This is a genomic window from Enterococcus sp. AZ103 (genome assembly GCF_051714685.1).
Taxonomy (GTDB): Bacteria; Bacillota; Bacilli; order Lactobacillales; family Enterococcaceae; genus Enterococcus_A; species Enterococcus_A alishanensis.
In genome coordinates, this window is the sequence record NZ_JBIOSI010000001.1 from 2,173,047 (window position 1) to 2,192,359 (window position 19,313).

At 35.4% G+C, this 19,313-nt stretch carries 19 protein-coding genes, 1 pseudogene and 1 riboswitch; of the genes and pseudogenes, 15 read left to right on the forward strand and 5 right to left on the reverse strand.

The window, feature by feature from the left end; translation table 11 throughout:
• Position 1 precedes the first annotated feature (1 nt).
• The 6 genes and pseudogenes from ID741_RS10920 (at position 2) to ID741_RS10945 (ending at position 6,028) form a co-directional block, all read left to right on the forward strand.
• Complete coding sequence (locus tag ID741_RS10920) at positions 2-379, forward strand: HutD family protein (protein ID WP_438719987.1); 378 nt, start codon at positions 2-4, stop codon at positions 377-379.
• A 226-nt stretch (positions 380-605) separates the two neighbouring features.
• Positions 606-1,961 (forward strand): APC family permease, encoded by a 1,356-nt coding sequence (locus ID741_RS10925; RefSeq protein WP_218325204.1) that lies wholly within the window; start codon positions 606-608, stop codon positions 1,959-1,961.
• An 86-nt stretch (positions 1,962-2,047) separates the two neighbouring features.
• Entirely contained in the window at positions 2,048-3,601 is a 1,554-nt protein-coding gene (gene hutH / locus ID741_RS10930; RefSeq protein WP_438719988.1) for a histidine ammonia-lyase, read from the forward strand.
• Between the two features lie 93 nt (positions 3,602-3,694).
• The gene (locus ID741_RS10935; protein WP_218325206.1) at positions 3,695-4,573 is read left to right on the forward strand and encodes a YitT family protein; all 879 of its coding nucleotides are present in this window, start codon (positions 3,695-3,697) and stop codon (positions 4,571-4,573) included.
• A gap of 27 nt (positions 4,574-4,600) precedes the next feature.
• A pseudogene (locus ID741_RS10940) lies at positions 4,601-5,361 on the forward strand (formate/nitrite transporter family protein).
• Positions 5,362-5,370: 9 nt separating this feature from the next.
• A riboswitch (THF riboswitch) is annotated at positions 5,371-5,468 on the forward strand.
• 29 nt (positions 5,469-5,497) lie between these two features.
• Positions 5,498-6,028 (forward strand): folate family ECF transporter S component, encoded by a 531-nt coding sequence (locus ID741_RS10945; protein WP_218325207.1) that lies wholly within the window; start codon positions 5,498-5,500, stop codon positions 6,026-6,028.
• 101 nt (positions 6,029-6,129) lie between these two features.
• Here ID741_RS10945 and ID741_RS10950 read toward each other — a convergent pair whose 3' ends face one another.
• Positions 6,130-7,041: a mechanosensitive ion channel family protein gene (locus tag ID741_RS10950; RefSeq protein ID WP_438719989.1), complete on the reverse strand. Its 912-nt coding sequence runs from the start codon at positions 7,039-7,041 to the stop codon at positions 6,130-6,132.
• 206 nt (positions 7,042-7,247) lie between these two features.
• Between ID741_RS10950 and ID741_RS10955 the strand changes: the two genes are divergently transcribed.
• Positions 7,248-8,264, forward strand: coding sequence for a branched-chain amino acid aminotransferase (locus ID741_RS10955; protein WP_218325209.1), 1,017 nt, complete (start codon positions 7,248-7,250; stop codon positions 8,262-8,264).
• Between the two features lie 76 nt (positions 8,265-8,340).
• Positions 8,341-8,781 carry a hypothetical protein gene (locus ID741_RS10960; protein WP_438719990.1) on the forward strand — a complete coding sequence of 147 codons (441 nt, stop codon included), beginning with the start codon at positions 8,341-8,343 and terminating at the stop codon, positions 8,779-8,781.
• A gap of 63 nt (positions 8,782-8,844) precedes the next feature.
• On the opposite strand, the gene fabI is transcribed toward ID741_RS10960, so the two are convergent.
• Positions 8,845-9,600 (reverse strand): enoyl-ACP reductase FabI, encoded by a 756-nt coding sequence (gene fabI / locus ID741_RS10965; protein WP_438719991.1) that lies wholly within the window; start codon positions 9,598-9,600, stop codon positions 8,845-8,847.
• 159 nt (positions 9,601-9,759) lie between these two features.
• On the opposite strand from fabI, the gene fabZ reads away from it, so the two are divergent.
• Positions 9,760-10,206 (forward strand): 3-hydroxyacyl-ACP dehydratase FabZ, encoded by a 447-nt coding sequence (fabZ, locus tag ID741_RS10970; protein WP_438719992.1) that lies wholly within the window; start codon positions 9,760-9,762, stop codon positions 10,204-10,206.
• A 129-nt stretch (positions 10,207-10,335) separates the two neighbouring features.
• Here fabZ and ID741_RS10975 read toward each other — a convergent pair whose 3' ends face one another.
• Together ID741_RS10975 and gap are read right to left on the reverse strand one after the other, a co-directional pair.
• Entirely contained in the window at positions 10,336-11,154 is an 819-nt protein-coding gene (locus ID741_RS10975; RefSeq protein ID WP_438719993.1) for a peptidylprolyl isomerase, read from the reverse strand.
• A 112-nt stretch (positions 11,155-11,266) separates the two neighbouring features.
• Positions 11,267-12,277, reverse strand: coding sequence for a type I glyceraldehyde-3-phosphate dehydrogenase (gene gap, locus ID741_RS10980; protein ID WP_218325214.1), 1,011 nt, complete (start codon positions 12,275-12,277; stop codon positions 11,267-11,269).
• A 262-nt stretch (positions 12,278-12,539) separates the two neighbouring features.
• Here gap and obgE point away from each other — a divergent pair, with 262 nt between their 5' ends.
• Positions 12,540-13,853 (forward strand): GTPase ObgE, encoded by a 1,314-nt coding sequence (gene obgE / locus ID741_RS10985; protein ID WP_438719994.1) that lies wholly within the window; start codon positions 12,540-12,542, stop codon positions 13,851-13,853.
• Positions 13,854-13,879: 26 nt separating this feature from the next.
• On the opposite strand, the gene ID741_RS10990 is transcribed toward obgE, so the two are convergent.
• Positions 13,880-14,035 (reverse strand): hypothetical protein, encoded by a 156-nt coding sequence (locus tag ID741_RS10990; RefSeq protein ID WP_438720465.1) that lies wholly within the window; start codon positions 14,033-14,035, stop codon positions 13,880-13,882.
• 100 nt (positions 14,036-14,135) lie between these two features.
• Here ID741_RS10990 and ID741_RS10995 point away from each other — a divergent pair, with 100 nt between their 5' ends.
• The 5 genes from ID741_RS10995 to recJ all read left to right on the forward strand — a co-directional run bounded on the left by ID741_RS10995 (position 14,136) and on the right by recJ (position 19,273).
• On the forward strand, positions 14,136-14,669 hold the full coding sequence (locus ID741_RS10995) for a DUF1269 domain-containing protein (RefSeq protein ID WP_438719995.1): 534 nt from the start codon (positions 14,136-14,138) through the stop codon (positions 14,667-14,669).
• A gap of 61 nt (positions 14,670-14,730) precedes the next feature.
• On the forward strand, positions 14,731-15,657 hold the full coding sequence (rnz, locus tag ID741_RS11000) for a ribonuclease Z (RefSeq protein WP_218325216.1): 927 nt from the start codon (positions 14,731-14,733) through the stop codon (positions 15,655-15,657).
• Positions 15,658-15,664: 7 nt separating this feature from the next.
• The gene (locus tag ID741_RS11005) at positions 15,665-16,453 is read left to right on the forward strand and encodes an SDR family NAD(P)-dependent oxidoreductase (protein WP_438719996.1); all 789 of its coding nucleotides are present in this window, start codon (positions 15,665-15,667) and stop codon (positions 16,451-16,453) included.
• Positions 16,454-16,465: 12 nt separating this feature from the next.
• On the forward strand, positions 16,466-16,891 hold the full coding sequence (locus ID741_RS11010; protein WP_218325218.1) for a LapA family protein: 426 nt from the start codon (positions 16,466-16,468) through the stop codon (positions 16,889-16,891).
• Between the two features lie 93 nt (positions 16,892-16,984).
• Positions 16,985-19,273, forward strand: coding sequence for a single-stranded-DNA-specific exonuclease RecJ (gene recJ / locus ID741_RS11015; protein ID WP_438719997.1), 2,289 nt, complete (start codon positions 16,985-16,987; stop codon positions 19,271-19,273).
• Positions 19,274-19,313: the final 40 nt, after the last annotated feature.

Below are 19,313 nucleotides of genomic sequence, written 5' to 3' on the forward strand. Positions count from 1 at the left end.
TATGAATATTACCTATTTAAAGGAAAATAAGTATCATATTTCACTTTGGAGCAGCGGTCAAACGACTGAAATCGTCTTATCTCCAGAAAATGGACAATACCTATTAGATGAATTTGACTATCGAATATCAAGTGCCACGATTGAAACCGAGACTAGTACATTTACATCATTACCTGGTTATAAAAGATTATTGATGTTATTAGCTGGGAAAATAAAACTTGAACAAGAGAATAATGAGGTGAGGCTTGATCCTTTTCAAGTTTTTGCCTTTAACGGATCCGTATCAACGAAAAGTTTTGGTCAGTGTATAGATTTCAATTTAATCTATCGTGATTCGATGAGAGGATTAATGAAACCCTTAGTAACAAATGAAACCTAGCTTTTACCAAAAGCAGAAAGTCTTTTGTATTGCATTGAAGATTGTAAAATTGTGATTAATAATATTGAGTATTTTGTGTCAAAATCAGATAGCTTACGACTAACAGAAGTTAAACGACCAGTTGAGTTGTCAATTTTAGGAGAAGAGAAAAGAGTAAGTCTAGTCAATGCAAGTTGTAGCTTATAACAAAGGTTTGAAAGCGTTTTAAGTAAGAGGAGTACAAAATATGGAAAACAATGAAGAACAGATTCCAGGCATTAAAAACCCTGAAAAACTTGTCGCTGAAGGTGAAAAAGCTAAATTTAGTCTTAGTGGAGCAACTCTTTATGGGATAAATGCTGTAATTGGTTCTGGAATTTTTTTATTGCCTCGTACTATTTATCAGGATTTAGGACCTGCCTCTTTAGTTGCAATGTTAGTCGATGTTATTTTAGTCGTGATGCTGGCTGTATGCTTTGCTGAAGTATCGGGATATTTCAACAAAAATGGTGGTGCATTTCAATATGCTAAAACCGCTTTTGGTGATTTTGTAGGATTTAATGTAGGGATTTTAGGTTGGTTTGTAACAATTATTTCCTGGGCTGCGATGGCTTCTGGTTTTGCCGAATTGTTAATACAAGCTTTTCCTAATTTAACTGGCTATAACACTTGGATTAGCGTTTTATTGGTAATTTTATTATCGGTCATTAACAGTATGGGTATTAAAACGTCGAAAATTTTTACAATTGTCATTACGATTGCAAAATTGATTCCAGTCATTGCATTTGCTTTAATGAGTATATTCTTTATTAAAAACGGAATCAACATGGGAAATTTCACGCCATTTTTACAACTAAATCCTGACATGACAATTTCTCAAGCAATGGCATCAACTTCACTGACTGTTTTTTATGCTTTTATTGGTTTTGAAGCCTTACCAATTGTTGCGGGTGAAATGCGGAATGCGAAAAAAAATGTCCCTAAAGCAATTTTAAGCTCAATAAGTATTGTGTCGACTTTATATTTTTTAATCATTGCTGGTACAATCGCAATGTTAGGCACTGGAATTTTACAAAGTAATGCACCAGTACAAGATGCTTTTGTACAAATGATTGGACCCGCTGGCAAATGGATTATTTCCATTGGTGCTTTGGTTTCAATTGCTGGATTGAACATGGGAGATTCTTTAATGATTCCTCGCTATGGTGCTTCGATTTCCGATGAAGGATTGTTACCCAAGGTTATCGCTAAAAAGAATGCAAAAGGTGCGCCAATTGTAGCTATTATTGTTTCAGGGATCATTACGATTGCTTTCTTAATGAGTGGTTCATTTGAACAATTAGCTGAGCTGAGTGTGGTATTTCGATTCTTTCAATACATTCCGACAGCGTTAGCCGTTATTTGGTTACGTCGTAAAGGTATGGATACGAAACCAGTCTTTAATCTGCCATTTGGATCGGTAATTCCAATTATTTCAATTATTGTTAGCATTTGGATGGTTGCGGCTGCTAATCCAGTAAACTTGATTGCTGGACTTGTAGGGGTAATCGTGGCTAGTATTTTGTATTTTATAATTAATCGTAAACCAAATGTAGTGCAATAAAATTTAAAACAAAGATAAAATTCAACAATTATTTAATAAAACGATTTTTGTATAAGTCATGGCATCTAAAATTGGAGGATTTGGACATGAGAGAGGAAAAAATAATTGTACTAGATGGTGATCATTTAACTTTAGAAGAAGTTATCGCTGTTGCAAGAAATAATATCAAAGTAATAATTGCTGAAAGTGCTGAAGAAGCTGTTAATCGTTCTCGAAAAATAGTGGATGACATCGTTGCCGAAAAACAAGTAGTTTATGGAATAAATACTGGCTTTGGTTCATTGTGTAATGTCAGTATTTCTCAAGAGGATACCGCTCAGTTACAAGAAAATTTGATCCGAACACATGCTTCTGGATTTGGCGATCCATTTCCGGTAGATGTTGTGCGGGCCATCATGTTAATCAGAGTGAACTCTTTAGTCAAAGGTTATTCTGGAATCCGTTTAGGCACCGTAAAAGCATTAATGGAAATGTTAAATAATGGGGTACATCCACATATTCCTGAAAAAGGATCGTTAGGAGCTTCCGGAGATTTAGCTCCATTAGCTCATATGGTCATGCCATTATTAGGTTTGGGTAAAGCTTATTACCAAGGGGAATTATTACCTGGTAGAGAAGCAATGGAAAAAGCTGGTTTAGAAATTATTCAGTTAAGTGCTAAAGAAGGTTTGGCTTTTATTAATGGAACCACTGTTTTAACCGCAGTAGGAGCTTTGGCTACCTATGATGCTATTGAATTATTGAAATTAGCAGATATTGCTGGGGCGTTGTCTTTAGAAGTTCATCGCGGTATTTCCAGTCCTTTCGAAGAAGAATTACACACTATTAGACCACAAAGCGGTCAATTAGCAACAGCTAGAAATATTCGTCGATTAATTGAAGGCAGTGTCTATACAACAGAAGCAACTCCAGATAATGTTCAAGATGCGTACACATTGCGCTGTATGCCGCAAATTCATGGTGCAAGTAAAGATTCAATCGCTTATGTGAAAAGAAAAGTTGAAATCGAAATCAACTCAGTCACAGATAACCCAATCATCACAAGAGACGGAAAAGTTATTTCTGGTGGGAATTTCCATGGTGAACCAATGGCTCAGCCGTTTGATTTCTTAGGGATTGCGATTGCTGAAATTGGTAATGTTTCTGAACGCCGGTTAGAGAGATTAGTTAATAGACAGCTAAGCAAATTGCCGTCTTTCTTAGTGAAACATCCTGGTTTGAATTCTGGCTTCATGATTACTCAATACGCATGTGCATCATTGGTCTCTGAAAATAAAATTCTAGCTCACCCTGCTAGTGTTGATTCGATTCCATCGTGTGAAAATCAAGAAGATTTTGTCAGCATGGGGACCACAGCAGCTAGAACGGCGGCAGAAATTTTACAAAATTCTCGTCGCGTGGTTGCTACCGAAATTATGGCTGCTTGCCAAGCGATTGATATTCGTCAAGCACAAAAAAATCTCGGTAAAGGGACTCAAGTGGCTTATGATACTTTCCGTGAATCCGTGGATTTCATTGAAAATGATAAAGATATTGAAATTTATGATGAACTAAACATAGCAACAAACGTATTAGTAGATGGCAGTTTATTAGCTGCTGTTGAATCAAAGATTGATTTAGACATTCAGTTTGAAGATTAATAGATCATGGAACAAGTAAAAAGTGACTTCTTATTGTTGCTTTTGCTTGTTCATCTTGTTTTAGCAAGTTCATAAATATGGAAGGGGCACTTTATGCTAAAAGGGAAACAAAAGGAATTTTGGCAAGATACAGTTACTAAACTAACAATTGCCCTAATTTACGCTTTTTTGTATTCAATTGCTTTAAACTTCTTTTGGCAACCTGGTCAAATTTATGCAGGTGGAATTACTGGGATTTCACAAATTTTGACGACTCTTTTTGATCGCGGTAGCGGTGCAAACATACCAATTTCAATCATTTATTATTTATTAAATGTACCAATGTTCATTTTAGCATGGTTTAAAATCAATAAAAAATTTGTCGTTTTTACAGTTATTTCTGTAACATTTGCTTCTTTTGCAATGTACATTGTGCCAAATATAAGTTTGACGAATGATCCGATTATTTGTGCAATTTTTGGTGGTGTTATTAATGGGTTTTCTTTGGGATTGGCCTTGAAATATGGTATTTCAACAGGTGGAATGGATGCTCTCATTATTACTTTAAGACAACATACAGGTCGAAGTATTGGCGCTATTTCAATGATGATTAATGGTGTGATTATATTGACAGCTGGATACTTATTCAGTTGGCCGTATGCTTTTTACAGTCTCTTAGCAATTTTTGTCAGTGGAAAAGTAACTGATTTAGTTTATGTGAAACATCAAAAAGTTCAAGTGATGGTGATCACGCAAAAGCCAGCAGAAGTCATCGCCGCCTTACAAGAAGATTTAACTAGAGGGATTACGGTTATTCCTCAAGGCTATGGTGCTTACGACCATCAAGAACAGACGATTTTAATTACTGTTATAACTTTCTATGAAATGGAAATTCTTAATCGTATCATGAAAGAAGTAGATCAGAAAGCCTTCGTGAGTGTCTCTCAGGATATTAAAATACTGAGTCATTTTGAAGAATTAAACATTGTTTAAAAAGATTTTCTTCAAGGAGTTGAATCAATGTTTAGTCCAACTAAAATTTTACAGCAAAGTATTCTCGTTGGAATTCAAAAATTCAAAAACCATTATTAACTAAACTTATTTTAGGTTTTATCGGAGGTGCCATGATTTCCTTAGGTTATCTGGCTTATATTCGAGTTTCAGCTTCTATTGCAACGGATTTACCTAGCATTGCTAGTTTAGTAGGTGCGTGTGTCTTTCCGATTGGCTTGATTGTCATTTTATTGGCGGGTGGAGAATTAGTCACTGGAAATATGATGGCCGTTAGTAGTGCCTACTTTGCAAAAAAAATCGTTTTTGGTGATTATATAAAAAATATTTTAACAATTACATTTGCTAATCTAGTGGGTGCAATTTTTGTTGCATATTTTTTTGGTCATTTTGTTGGATTAACCCATAGCGGTGTTTTTCAAGAACAAGTAATCAATATTGCTCATCACAAAGTAGAAGCAACTTTTTTTCAAGCTTTTGTTTCTGGGATAGGCTGTAATTGGTTTGTAGGGTTAGCTTTATGGTTATGCTATGGTGCCAAAGATAGTGCGGGGAAGATTATAGGTATTTGGTTTCCTGTAATGATTTTTGTAGCGATTGGTTTTCAACATAGTGTGGCTAATGCTTTTATAATTCCAGCAGCCATTTTTGAGGGTGGCAGTACCTAGGTAGCTTTTATCAGTAATTTTATCCCAGTTTTTTTAGGAAATATTGTTGGAGGAGGAATTTTTGTTTCCGGTTTTTATTATTTAAGTTATAATCAGCATTGATAAAAAATAAACAGAGTAGAAGACAAAGCGTTAAGTGTCTTGAAGATGGAATGTTGCTTCAGGAACGAAGAATGGCGATTCGCGGTTTTGTCTTCGCATTCGCTGCATGCTTTTTTGTGTAGCAGCTCTAAAGGAGATGCTCATCGTGAAAAAATTAAACGCTCACGCAATTGCTACAATGGGATTATTAATCGCCTTAATGGTTGTTTTATCCCAAATTTTTGGATTTGAAACGCAGCTACTAAAAGTTACCTTTGATTTTGTACCAGAGGTAGTATTAGCTAGCCTTTTTGGTCCTTTATGGACAGGGGTTGGAGCTGCCATTGCTGATATAATCGGCAATACAATGTTAGGAAAAGCGCCATTTTTCATCGGCTTCACTTTGAATGCTTTTATTGGTGGCTTGATTTATGGTTATTTTTTCTATAAGAAAAAAGTAACTATAAAAAATGCATTTTTCTGTGTGTTACTGAATACAATAATCATTAGCTTATTTTTAACACCACTATGGTTGTCAATTATGTATGGTATTCCTTTTACGGACAAAGCCTTATGGACAATTCGCTTGACTAAGGCTGCGGTTATGCTTCCTTTACAAACGGGGTTAATTTTCTTTTTTAGCAATGCATTACCATTAAAAATGATCAGCAAGCGCTATGCTTCATAAAAAATAATTTATATCGGTAAGAAATCCGCGGATCTCTTACCGATATTTTTTTTATTTCACGAAAAAAACAGCGGAAACTTCCCACTGTTTTTGAAGCTCGTTTAATTTACGACAATCGGATTATTGGGAATTGTAAATCCGTGTTGGTTGAGTGTGTTTACGTAAGCAGTTAAAAATTCTTCCTTCAGATGGTATTGTTTACCATTTTCTACATACATAACCGTTCGGATTGCATAATTGCTATTTCCTAAATCCACCATGCCAAACAATGTAGGACCATCAAAAATTTCTGATTTAAATTTTTCACTTAACTCTGTGTTAACCTGCATGATTAATTGGCTGATAGCATCGTAACCTTCATTAGGATTAATTCGAATATCTAGCAGTACTTGCATATGAGCTCTTGATAAATTACTAATAGTGGTAATATTACGGTTGGGGATAAAATGAACCGTACCATCTGTCGACTTCATTTGAATAGTCCGAATACCCACTGAGGTAACAGTTCCTTCAAGTTGTAAATTAACCAACCGAATATAGTCACCAACATCAATCTGTTGTTCTAAGATAATAAAAAATCCGGTAATAATATCATTCATAAATCCTTGGGCGCCCAGTCCGATTGCAACACCGGCAATCCCAGCACCCGCTAATAATGAGCCAACTGGAATACCAATTGTATCTAATACTGCGTACAAGAAAAAGAACAATAAAAAATAGGAAAACACATTGCTAGAGAGTGTGTGAATAGTCTTTAATCTAGTTATACTGCCGGTCATCTTTTGTTGCTGTCGTTCAAAAGACTGATTGATTAGAAAATTTCCAACTCGTCGAATGATGATAAATAATACTAAAACAATTAGTAAAGTAATACTTTTTTGAATAAAAGTCGCTAATATATCATCCCAATTGATTGAATCCCAGTATCTTTGCCAAGCGGATAATTTTTTGGTTGCTTGATCAACAACATCTAAATTCGTGCTGGAATCCACTGTTGCATTAAGAAAAAACATATGAAAACTCCTTTTTAAAATTAAGGTAATTATTTGTGCAATGATAGTCTTTAAAAGATGTTCCCATCAGTTTAACAAGTTTTCTAAATACTGTCGATGAAAAATCTTGAAAGAATTTATCTGAAAATTTCAAATATTTCTAAAAATACCATGACATTTTGATGTGAAAATGGTAGACTTTCTATAAATTAAAAGGAGATGGTAAAATGGTGGATATCAAATGGGAAGAATTAGGCTTTAGTTACATTAAAACTCCTTATCGCTATATTTCATATTGGAAAGATGGCGCCTGGGACGAAGGAAAATTAACTGAAGATAATATGATTCATATTAATGAAGGTTCAACAGCTTTACATTATGGTCAAGAAGCTTTTGAAGGGTTGAAGGCATACCGTACAAAAGAAGGCGGAATTAATTTATTTAGACCAGAACAGAATGCGAAACGATTAAATAGAAGTGCTGAAAGAATGATGATGCCGGAAGTTCCTCAAGATAAATTTATTGATGCATTGAAGGAAGTTGTTTTAGCTAATGAAGAATACGTGCCACCATATGGAACTGGAGCGACTTTATATTTACGTCCATTTCTAATTGGTGTTGGACCAAATATTGGTGTGAACCCTGCGCCGGAATATATTTTCAGTATTTTCTGTATGCCAGTAGGACCTTATTTTAAAGGTGGAATGGCGCCGACTAATTTTATCGTTTCTGAATATGATCGAGCGGCTCCCCATGGTACTGGTGCAGCAAAAGTGGGTGGGAATTACGCTTCAAGTTTACTGCCAGGCCAAGAAGCACATGATCGTAATTTTTCTGATTGTATCTATTTAGATCCTGCTACTCATACTAAAATCGAAGAAGTTGGTTCTGCAAACTTTTTTGCAATTAGCAAAGACAATCAATTTGTTACCCCAACTTCACCGTCTATTTTACCAAGTATTACCAAATATTCTTTACTGCAATTAGCAGAAGAACGTTTTGGTATGGAAGCAGTTGAAGGGGACGTCTACATCGACAAACTAGATGATTATGTTGAAGCGGGCGCATGTGGGACAGCAGCGGTAATTTCACCAATTGCAGGAATCCAAAATGGAGACAATTTCCATGTTTTTTACAGCGAAACAGAGGTCGGACCGGTAACTAAAAAACTTTATGATGAACTTGTAGGAATCCAATATGGAGACGTAGAAGCTCCGGCAGGCTGGATTGAAAAAGTAAAATAATTTTTTATACTCAGGAATTTCCTGAGTATTTTTTTATTTTAAAATTTTGATATACTTTAAAAAAGGAGGGAAATATGTGAAGAAGAGAAAAATACTGCTTGCCTTAATATTTACTCTTACACTAATTTTAGGAGCTTGTTCTACTAAAAATGATGAGCAAGTTGATGAATCTGTCGATTTAGAAACTCAAGAAATGATGGATGATGTAACGCAAGGTGATGGTACAGGGACTGGTGATTTTAAACTATTGACTGAATCAGTTAATCCAGATGAAAATCAGTTAACCTTTGAAGCAACAGGGATTGATGAAAATCAAGTGACTTTTGTGTATGTAGCGAATCAACTAATTCTATCTGAAAAATTAAAAAATGGAGAGCCTTATAATTTAGATATTACAAATATCGCAGAGGCCCATTCAACAGATTATTCTCCTAAAATTCAATTTGTTCAATTTGAAGACAATGAAGAAGGAAATACGCCAACATTATTTAGACAACTTAGATATGAAGTAAAATAAGAAAAGGACTATGACAATTTTTGTCATAGTCCTTTAGTAATTGCTAAAATATAATAGTTCAAATTAACTTAAATGAACACCTTTATCTACATAAATAATATCACCAATAATACCAGTTGCAAGTGGACTTAAAAGAAAAGCACAAGTGTTACCGACTTCTTCGATTGTTACACTAACTTTGTCCGGTGTTCGTTCTTCAGATAGGTTCAATAAACTTTGATAATCCTTTACCCCAGTTACTGCCAATGTTTTAATCGCACCAGCTGAGATGGCATTTACCCGAATATTCTTAGGCGCCATTTCAGTCGCTAAATAGCGAACTTCAGCCTCTAATGCAGCTTTTGCAATACCCATCATGTTGTAATTTGGAATAGAGCGCTCAGAGCCCATATAGGTCATAGTGACAATACTTCCGCCCTCAGTCATCAAAGGTGCCGCATATTTTGATACCGCCAATAAAGAGTAGGCTGAAACATCTTGCGCTAAAGCAAAGCCTTCACGACTAATATCAGTTACATCTCCAGATAATTCTTCTTTATTAGCAAAAGCAATTGAATGCAGTAATCCGTCAATTGTTCCTACAGTTTCTTTGATTTGATTAAATGCTTTTTCGATATTTTCATCAGCAGAGACATCTAGTTCTACCATAATCGCTTCTTCGCCAACTAATTTGACAAGATTTTTTTTCATACGATCATTTTGATAAGTATAAATGACTTGGCCGCCTAAATCAGAAATGGCTTTGGCACATCCCCAAGCAATACTTTTTTTGTTAGCAACGCCAGTCACAACGATTTTTTTTCCAGATAAAATTGACATTCTTTGGCACACTCCTAAATAATATAAAATAAGTATGAGCTTATTATGTTTTAAAATGCTTTGATTGTCAAACTATTTTTTTATTTATTTTTTGGAGGCTTGATAAACTTGAAATAGTATGATAGTTTGATAATCAAATAAATAAATTGAGGTGCAAAAATGAACAAATTGATGAACGTTGAAGAGATTATGGCGGCGATTCCAAATCGTTTTCCCATTTATTATTTAGATGCAGTAACTGAATTTGAAGATGAAAAACATATCACTGCTAAGAAGAATTTAACAATGAATGAAGATTTTTTTCAAGGTTATTTTCCGGACCAACCAATTATGCCCGGCACATTGATTGTAGAAGCTTTGGCTCAAGCAGGTTCTTTACTAATATTAGAATCTAAAGCATTTAAAGGGAAAACAGCCTATATCGGTGGGATTAATAAAGCAGTTTTTCATGAATTCGTTCGACCAGGTGACACTTTATTCTTAAATTTTGATATTCAAAAGATTAAAGGACCTGTTGGCACTGCTAAAGCTTGGGCAACAGTTGAAGAAAAAGTAGTCACTGAATGTGAATTTACGTTTATCGTTGGAGATAAAGAACAAAAATAAGACCGTTGCAAAACTTCGTAAATACTATTACGAAGTTTTTTTATATCTTAAGAACTTATAAAGCAAAAGTTAAATTTGCTATCGAAAAATAGAAAAAGCCAAGATCAAAAAATGATCTTGGCTTAATAATTAATTTGTTGAAGTAGTAGTTGTTTCGGAATTTTCCATTGCTTCAGTTGAATTGCTAGAATCTGTTGCTTTACTATCACTAGGTTCTTGTAAAATACTAATTGTATCGATGGTTACCGGATTAGTTGGTTTTGAGTTTTCGCCACCAGTATTAGTTGTAACTTCTGCTGCGGCAATTTTATCAACGACATCCATGCCTTCAGTCACTTGACCAAAAACAGTATATTCACCGTCTAAGTTTGGTGCACCACCATTTTGATAAGCTTCAATAATCCTTTCAGGATAATATTGAATAGCTAAACCATCAGAAACATTTTTATTGTTCTGAACGATAAAGAATTGACTACCATTACTACTGCGAGATTGGGAACGGGCCATCGCAAGAGCACCACGGATATTATAAAGCTGATCAGAATTTTCAGTTTTAAATCCTTCACCCCAGATACTTTCACCGCCAGTGCCATCTCCACTAGGATCGCCACCCTGAATCATAAAATCTTCAACGACACGATGGAAAGTGGTGCCATTATAATAGCCATCCTTTGCATGAGTAACAAAATTTTCAACAGCTTTTGGTGCTTGTTTAGGAAATAGTTTCATTTGAATGGTTCCTTCAGAAGTATCCATTTGAACTAAATATTCATCGGCTGCTACACCTTCATCTAATTGAGGTAAATCGACTTTGCTGAGATCTACACTCGATTTAGTTGTTTTTGCTGAACTTTCTGAAGTTTTTGTTTCATTATTGCTATTGCAAGCTGTTAGAATCAGAGCAGAACAGGCTAAAGCTGCACCAATCATAAATTTTTTGAGTTGCATAAAAAGCTCCTTTCACATTTTCTCTATTTTATGATAACAAAAAAAACACAAAGTAGATATGAAAAAAATGTGAAAAAAAAGAAGAGATCGAAATCTCCTCTTAAATCTAATCTTAAAGGTTAGCAAATTTTTCTAACAAACGAATCATTTGGCAAGTGAAGCCATATTCATTGTCATACCAAGCAACTGTTTTAACTAATTGAACGTCGCCGGCAGTTGTAACTTCTGTTTGAGTTGGGTCAAAGATTGAACCAAAAGTTGTACCAATAACATCAGTTGAAACGATTTCGCGATCGTCATAACCAAATGATGGATTATCAACGGTATGTTTTTTGATTGCTTCGTTAACTTCATCAGCAGTTACTTTAGATTTTAATACAGTTACTAATTCAGTTAATGAACCATCAACAACTGGTACACGTTGTGCATGTCCTTGTAATTTACCATTCAATTCTGGGATAACTAAGCCAATTGCTTTAGCAGCACCAGTTGAATGAGGAATAGTATTGTCAGCAGCTGAACGTGCAGCACGTAAGTTGCCACCACGGACAGGTCCGTCTAATAACATTTGAGTAGAAGTGTAAGCATGAACAGTCGTCATAGTTCCAACTTCAACACCAAATTCATTATTTAAGAAATAAGCCATAGGAGCTAAACAGTTAGTTGTACAAGAACCAGCTGAAATAATTTTATCGTCAGAAGTTAATGTATCATCATTAACATTATAAACGATTGTTTTCATTGCGCCAGCAGGAGCTGAAATAACAACACGTTTTGCACCAGCATCAATATGTGCTTGTGCTTTTTCTTCAGAAGTGTAGAAACCAGTACATTCTAAAACGATATCAACGCCATTTTCTTTTACCCAAGGGATTTTGCTAGCATCAGGTTCAGCGTAAATGCGTGTTTTTTCTCCGTCAACTACGATTGAATCTTCAGTTGCGCTAACATTTCCAGGATAAGTGCCATGAGTTGAATCAAATTGTAATAATTGAGCCAACATTGTAGGGCTTGTTAAGTCATTGATTGCTACTACTTCGATATCATCTGATACTTCTTTGATACGACGGAAAGCTAAACGACCAATACGTCCAAATCCATTAATACCTACTTTTACTGTCATAACCAAAAGTTCCTCCTTTATATAGAAAAAGCAATCACGTGCTCTTTCTTATGAGGTTATTTTGCGACGAATCCTTTTTTTTGTCAAAACAAAACACCTATCAGAATTATTTTTCTGTAACTAATTGAAAATTTTATAATTATTTCCTTAATAATGAGAATTGTATAGAAGATGTTCACTTAAACATGGACTTTTCTTGATAATCTAGCTAAAATGTAAAAGATGTGGATAGTTTGGCTTTAGTAGATAGGAGAATATAATTATGTCAATGTTTTTAGATCAAGTAACAATCGATGTCAAAGCTGGAAAAGGCGGAGACGGAATGGTTGCTTTTCGTAGAGAAAAATACGTTCCAGATGGTGGACCTGCTGGTGGCGATGGCGGACATGGCGGAGCGGTTATTTTAAAAGTTGATGAAGGCTTACGTACTTTAATGGATTTTCGGTACAATCGTCATTTCAAAGCAACACCGGGAGAAAAGGGAATGAGTAAAGGGATGCATGGTCGCGGTGCGGAAGACACCTATGTTAGTGTCCCACCAGGTACAACTGTAAGAGATGCTGAAACAGGCGTTTTAATTGGTGATTTAATAGAAGACGGACAAGAATTGGTAGTAGCAAAAGGTGGACGTGGCGGACGTGGAAATACCCGTTTTGCTTCTCCAAGAAATCCAGCACCAGAATTAGCTGAAAACGGTGAACCAGGACAAGAGCGTAAAATTGAATTGGAATTAAAAGTATTAGCTGATGTTGGTTTAGTAGGATTTCCATCAGTTGGTAAATCAACTATTTTATCTGTTATTTCTGCTGCCCGACCAAAAATTGGTGCTTATCATTTCACTACTTTAGTGCCTAATTTAGGCATGGTAACCACTAGTGATCACCGCAGTTTCGTTGCTGCAGATTTACCGGGTTTAATTGAAGGAGCTTCACAAGGTGTAGGTCTAGGTACGCAATTTTTACGTCATATTGAACGTACGCGGGTTATTTTACATGTTATCGACATGAGTGGTTCAGAAGGCCGTGACCCATACGAAGATTATTTGGCAATTAATCATGAATTGTCTAGCTATAATTTACGTTTGCTAGAACGTCCACAAATTATTGTAGCCAATAAGATGGATATGCCAGATTCAGAAGAAAATTTAAAAACCTTCAAAGAAAAATTACAAGCAGAAAAAGAAGATGAATTTGCTGATGATATCCCGGTTTTTGCAATTTCTGCCTTCACTAAACAAGGATTGGAAAACTTGTTAAATGCTACTGCTGATTTATTAGAAGTGACACCCGAATTTCCATTATATGAGGATGAAATTGAAGAAGATGTGGTTAATTATGGTTATGAATCAGATGAACCAGCCTTCACAATTACTCGTGAACCAGATGCAACTTGGGTATTAGGCGGCGATAAGCTGGAAAAATTATTCAAGATGACCAACTTTGATCATGATGAAACAGTGATGCGTTTTGCCCGTCAACTACGTTCAATGGGCGTTGATGAAGCTTTGAGAAAACGCGGTGCCAAAGATGGCGATATTGTCAGAATTAACAATTACGAATTCGAATTTGTAGACTAAAAAATACGAAGAGAGCATCTGGTTAATTAAATCAGTTGCTTTCTTTTTTTATAGTTATCATTTGAAATTTCCCCCTTTAAAACTTCACAAGCTTGAAAACCTAAATCATAAGCAGGTCGTGGCATAGCCGTTAACTGTGGGGTAGTCATCATTGATAAATTGATATTATCAAAAGCAATAATGCTAAGATCTTCAGAATTTTTATTTCAAAAAGGCCTTTTAAGTATTCATTTTCTACAATAATTGATACACTTAGATAAAAGCATAAAGGATGTGTTTTATATGGAAAAACGAGTAATTATTATGAATTTTGAAATTTCGTCACAAGCGTATGAAGCTTTTTCAAAAGTGAAAAAAATGCATATGAGTAGAGAAGTTAAAGGTGATCAAATGGCTGTTATTCGTCATAGTGAAGATGGACAACACCAATTTGAGATCGAAGACTTTTTAGATTTTACTGGTAATAATAAGAGTGCCACTGGTGGTTTAATTGGGATGCTAGTTGGTATTTTAGGTGGGCCAATCGGCATTTTGTTAGGTTGGTTTACTGGAAGTGTAATCGGTGGCACACAAGATGTTAAAGAAGTTCGTAATGCACAAGGCGTATTTTCATTCTTAATCGATAAAGTTTCTGAAGGTTCAACAGCGCTATTGCTAATTGCTGATGAAGATGACAATCGTCCTTTAAATCAATTAATTATGAATGAATTAGGCGGAGAAATTACGCGTTTAGACTATGATGATGTTGAAGAAGACATTAAAAAAGCCCAAGATATGGCGAAAGAAAAAGAAAATCATTCAAACCAAGAAAAATAAGTTTGCACTGGCTGACAAAGTCTTCTAAAATGGTGTTATTTGATAGAAAGACAGGAATAAGATGGAACTTGAATTTTTAGGAACAGGTGCTGGTGTTCCAGCAAAGCATCGAAATGTTAGTGCACTAGCATTAAAATTATTAGAAGAGCGGAATGCAGTCTGGCTTTTTGATTGTGGTGAAGGGACGCAGATGCAAATTTTACGGACCAATTTAAAACCGCGAAAAATTGAAAAAATATTTATTACTCATCTGCATGGTGACCATATTTTTGGTTTACCTGGTTTATTAAGTAGTCGTTCTTTTCAAGGCGGTGATGAACCGCTTGAGATCTATGGTCCTAAGGGATTAGAAACTTTTGTCCGGACGAGCTTACAAATTTCAAAGACAAAGCTTTCTTATCAGCTGAAATTTTTTGAGATTGCAGAAGGAATTGTTTTCCAAGATAAGCAATTTACCGTTTCTTGCGCGAAATTAGACCACGGGATTGAAAGCTTTGGCTACCGAATTGTCGAATCAGATCATGAAGGTACACTTCAAGTAGAAAAATTAGCTGCTTTAAATATTCCAGCCGGACCTTTGTACGGGAAACTAAAAGCAGGTAAAGAAGTCACTTTACCTGATGGTCGAGTTTTGAACGGCCAAGAGTTTGTTGGTGAAAAGAAAAAAGGTCGTGTTATAACTATTTTTGGTGATACCCGTGTGACAAAACAGTCAGTTGAACTAGCAAAAGATAGTGATGTTATGGTTCATGAATCCACTTTTAAAAAAGATGAGAGTCAGATGGCCAGGGCGTATTTCCACTCTACAACGAAACAAGCCGCTGAAATTGCTCAAGCAGCGAATGTGAAATTATTGATTCTTACTCATATTTCAGCACGCTATTTGGCAAAAGATGCTCAAGAACTAGTGGCAGAAGCACGAGAATATTTTCCAAATACAAAAATAGCGAAAGATTTTGATTTGTATAATTTACCGTTGAAGGAGTGAAATTGGAATGGATTTAACAGATAAAGTAGTGGTTGTGACCGGTTCTTCTGCTGGTCTTGGTGAGCAAATTTGCTATGAAGCTGCTAGACAAGGTGCGATTGTTGTGACTTGTGCGCGACGAATCAATTTAATTGGTCAAGTAAAAGAAAAATGTATGGCTTTAAGCGGTAAAGCAGCTTATGCCTTTCAATTAGATATTGCCGATCCTCATAGTGTTGAAAATGTATTAGCCAAAATTGCTGACGAAGTAGGTAACGTGGATGTATTAGTAAATAATGCCGGTTTCGGTTATTTCGAGGACTTTGTAAATTTTGATTTAAATATGGCTAAAAATATGTTTGAAGTCAATGTTTTAGGCATGCTTTATTTCACACAAAAAATAGCGATCCAAATGGTCGCAGAAAAAAGCGGTCATATTTTCAATGTTGCTTCAATGGCTGCAAAAATGGCGACTCCAAAATCGACCATTTATTCGGCAACTAAATTTGCTGTGTTAGGTTTTTCTAATGCTTTACGGTTAGAGTTGAAACCGGCCAATGTTCAGGTGACCACTATTAATCCCGGACCAATTGAGACAGATTTTTTTGGTAAGGCGGATCCTAGTGGGAATTACTTAGAAAATATCGGTGCGATTGTCCTAACGCCAGAGAAAATAGCCAAGATAATTATCAGTAAGGTAGGTACGAATACTCGTGAAATTAATCGTCCCCATGTGATGGAAGTGGCTAGCCGCTTTTATACATTATTCCCAAGAATTGGTGATTTTTTGGCTGGCGGTTTATTTAATACAAAATAGGATGTGACGCGGATGAAAAAGCAATGGAAAGTGATCGTAGGTTTTCTGCTAGTTTTATTAATCGTATTATTTGCCGTGTTGAACAGTCAAGATGTACCAGTTAGTTTCGGATTTTCTAGTTTCAAAAGTCCGTTAATCATCGTGATTATTGGCTCTGCACTAATTGGTGCCTTAGTGGTTTTCTTAACTTCAAGTGCGAATTTATTTCAACAAAGAAAACAGATTAAACAACTTGAACAGCAAGTAAAGGATTTTGAAACTGATCATGATAAAAAAGTTGATCAGGCTATCGCTGATTATAAAACCGATCATGAACAAGAAGTAGCCACTTTGACTGCGAATTATGAAAGTATGTTAAAAGATAAAGAAGCTGAAATTAATCAATTAAGAAATCAAGAAACAGAAAACAAAAGTGAACCTTTAAATTATTACGATTAAAAGCAAATCTGAGAACAAATAAGCAAAAATTTGTTCTCTTTTTTGTTGTCAAAAATATTCCATGCTATACTATTAAAGTTGGGATGTGAAAGCGTGAAACAAAATAATTATCAATGGAAGATACCGCCAGTCGAAACGGTTGATGAAAATTTTAAAAATGAAATGGAAAAAGCCGGATATACAGAAAATTTCATTACATTATTATGGCAAAGAAATATACATACGATGGCTGCTTTTGAAGAATTGAAAAATACCGATATCAGCGATTTACATGATCCATTTTTACTTCATGATATGGATAAAGCAGTTGAGCGTATTCAAACTGCGATAATGGAAGGCGAGCCGATTTTGATTTACGGCGACTATGATGCAGACGGAATAACTAGTACATCGATTTTAAAGGAAGCATTAGAAACATTAGGTGCTGAAGTCGGTTTTGTCTTACCCAATCGTTTTATTCATGGTTATGGGCCAAATAAAGAATTATTCGCTGAAAAAATTGAAGAAGGATTTAGTTTGATTATTACGGTGGATAACGGAGTTACTGGGAATGAAGCGATTGCTTATGCCAACCAACAAAATATTGATGTGATTGTGACCGACCATCATGAATTGCCACCAGAACTTCCTGAAGCTTATTGTATTATCCATCCAAGATTTCCAGGTGGTAATTATCCATTCGGTGAATTATCGGGGGCAGGTGTGGCCTTTAAACTAGCAACAGCTTTACTTGAAGAGGTTCCAGTAGAGTTGCTCGATCTAGCTTGTGTAGGGACGATTGCGGATTTAGTTTCCTTAACTGGAGAAAATCGTACAATTGTTAAACTAGGTTTACAAGTAATTAAGCAAAATCAACGATTAGGACTGACTCAATTATTAAAAGTCAGCGGTGTAGATTACCAAAAGATTGATGAAATGAGTATTGGTTTTAGTATCGGGCCTCGTTTAAATGCGATCGGACGTTTGGGAGATCCTAATCCAGCAGTAGATTTAATGACCACTTTTGATCCAGATTTAGCCAACGAGCTTGCTGAAAAACTTAATTTAATAAATGATGAGCGAAAAAAAATTGTTCAGGATATTACTGCAGAAGCTTTAACGATGCTTGATGAGACAGCGCAAGTTCATTTACTAGCAAAAGAAAACTGGAATCCTGGAGTATTGGGTATTGTTGCCGGAAATATTTTAAAACAAACGGGAAAGCCAGCGATTGTATTAGCTATTGATGATGAAGGAAATGCTAAAGGCTCTGGTAGAAGTGTCGATAGTTTAGATTTATTCGCGATGTTAAATACGATGAGAGAATACTTTACTCATTTTGGCGGTCACGCAGCAGCTATCGGTTTAACCATGCCCGTAGAAAAAATACCTGCTTTACAAGCGGCAATGAATCAATATATTTCAAATAACCAGATCGATTTATCAAAAAGCAATAGCTTGTTAATCGATGAAAAAATATCTATATCGAATATCTCTCTAAAATTAACCGATGAATTAAAAGTTTTAGCCCCATTTGGTACTGATAACCCTGCTCCACAGTTTATGCTTGAGACGGGCAAAGTGAGTGGCTTTCGTTTAATTGGTGGCGACCATCAGCATGTAAAATTTAGCTTAGTGGACAAAGAGTCAGAAGTAGACGTTATTGGTTTTAATTTTGGTGAAAGTCAAGAGGAATTACAACAAGATGATCTTTCCTTTGTTGGGGTATTAGAAATCAATGAATGGAATGGACAGAAGAAAGTTCAGTTTCGACTTATTGATTTTAAGTCAGAAGGTCTGCAAATAATTGACCGTCGTGCCAAACATACTTGGCAACAAAAAATTGAAGGAGATAAACTGTTATACCTAGCTTTTCAACCAAAGACTAAAAAAGTTTTTCAACCAATTTTTGGTGATCAGATAATCACATTCGACCAAGCGTTACCAGCTGAAATTGATAGTTATCAGCAATTGGTGATATTAGATTGTCCAGATGAATTAGCTATTTTGAAACAAATCGTTCACTTAGGTAACTTTCAAAAAGTCTATCTCTATCTTTATAGTCGTGATCAAGCTTATATTAATGGTATGCCTGATCGGCAACAATTCAAAGATTTATATAAATTTATCATAAAGCAACAAAAATTAGATGTGCGGTACAAGTTAAAAAACATTTCAAATTACTTAAGAATTCCTGAGAATCTGCTAGTCTTTATGATTCACGTGTTTTCCGAGTTGAAATTTGTTACAATAGACGACGGTGTTTTGGAAGCTGTCTCGCAGCCGGAAAATCGTTCATTTGAAGAAAGCCAAGCTTATCAGAAACGATTAGGTCAAATAAATAGTGAAAAATTTTTATTATTAGAAGATATCCAAAGCATCAGAAATTGGCTGCAAAATTAAAGTAAATAAATAGCTTATAGTATGAAGCAGGAGGAAACAC

Coding starts and splice junctions, on each gene's coding strand:
- ID741_RS10935 (WP_218325206.1), top strand. CDS start 3,695: ATGCTAAAAGGGAAACAAAAGGAATTTTGGCAAGATACAGTTACTAAA.
- gap (WP_218325214.1), bottom strand. CDS start 12,277: ATGACAGTAAAAGTAGGTATTAATGGATTTGGACGTATTGGTCGTTTA.
- ID741_RS10950 (WP_438719989.1), bottom strand. CDS start 7,041: ATGTTTTTTCTTAATGCAACAGTGGATTCCAGCACGAATTTAGATGTT.
- rnz (WP_218325216.1), top strand. CDS start 14,731: ATGGAACTTGAATTTTTAGGAACAGGTGCTGGTGTTCCAGCAAAGCAT.
- ID741_RS11010 (WP_218325218.1), top strand. CDS start 16,466: ATGAAAAAGCAATGGAAAGTGATCGTAGGTTTTCTGCTAGTTTTATTA.
- ID741_RS10920 (WP_438719987.1), top strand. CDS start 2: ATGAATATTACCTATTTAAAGGAAAATAAGTATCATATTTCACTTTGG.
- ID741_RS11005 (WP_438719996.1), top strand. CDS start 15,665: ATGGATTTAACAGATAAAGTAGTGGTTGTGACCGGTTCTTCTGCTGGT.
- obgE (WP_438719994.1), top strand. CDS start 12,540: ATGTCAATGTTTTTAGATCAAGTAACAATCGATGTCAAAGCTGGAAAA.
- ID741_RS10975 (WP_438719993.1), bottom strand. CDS start 11,154: ATGCAACTCAAAAAATTTATGATTGGTGCAGCTTTAGCCTGTTCTGCT.
- ID741_RS10955 (WP_218325209.1), top strand. CDS start 7,248: ATGGTGGATATCAAATGGGAAGAATTAGGCTTTAGTTACATTAAAACT.
- ID741_RS10945 (WP_218325207.1), top strand. CDS start 5,498: ATGCTCATCGTGAAAAAATTAAACGCTCACGCAATTGCTACAATGGGA.
- fabZ (WP_438719992.1), top strand. CDS start 9,760: ATGAACAAATTGATGAACGTTGAAGAGATTATGGCGGCGATTCCAAAT.
- fabI (WP_438719991.1), bottom strand. CDS start 9,600: ATGTCAATTTTATCTGGAAAAAAAATCGTTGTGACTGGCGTTGCTAAC.
- ID741_RS10925 (WP_218325204.1), top strand. CDS start 606: ATGGAAAACAATGAAGAACAGATTCCAGGCATTAAAAACCCTGAAAAA.
- ID741_RS10995 (WP_438719995.1), top strand. CDS start 14,136: ATGGAAAAACGAGTAATTATTATGAATTTTGAAATTTCGTCACAAGCG.
- hutH (WP_438719988.1), top strand. CDS start 2,048: ATGAGAGAGGAAAAAATAATTGTACTAGATGGTGATCATTTAACTTTA.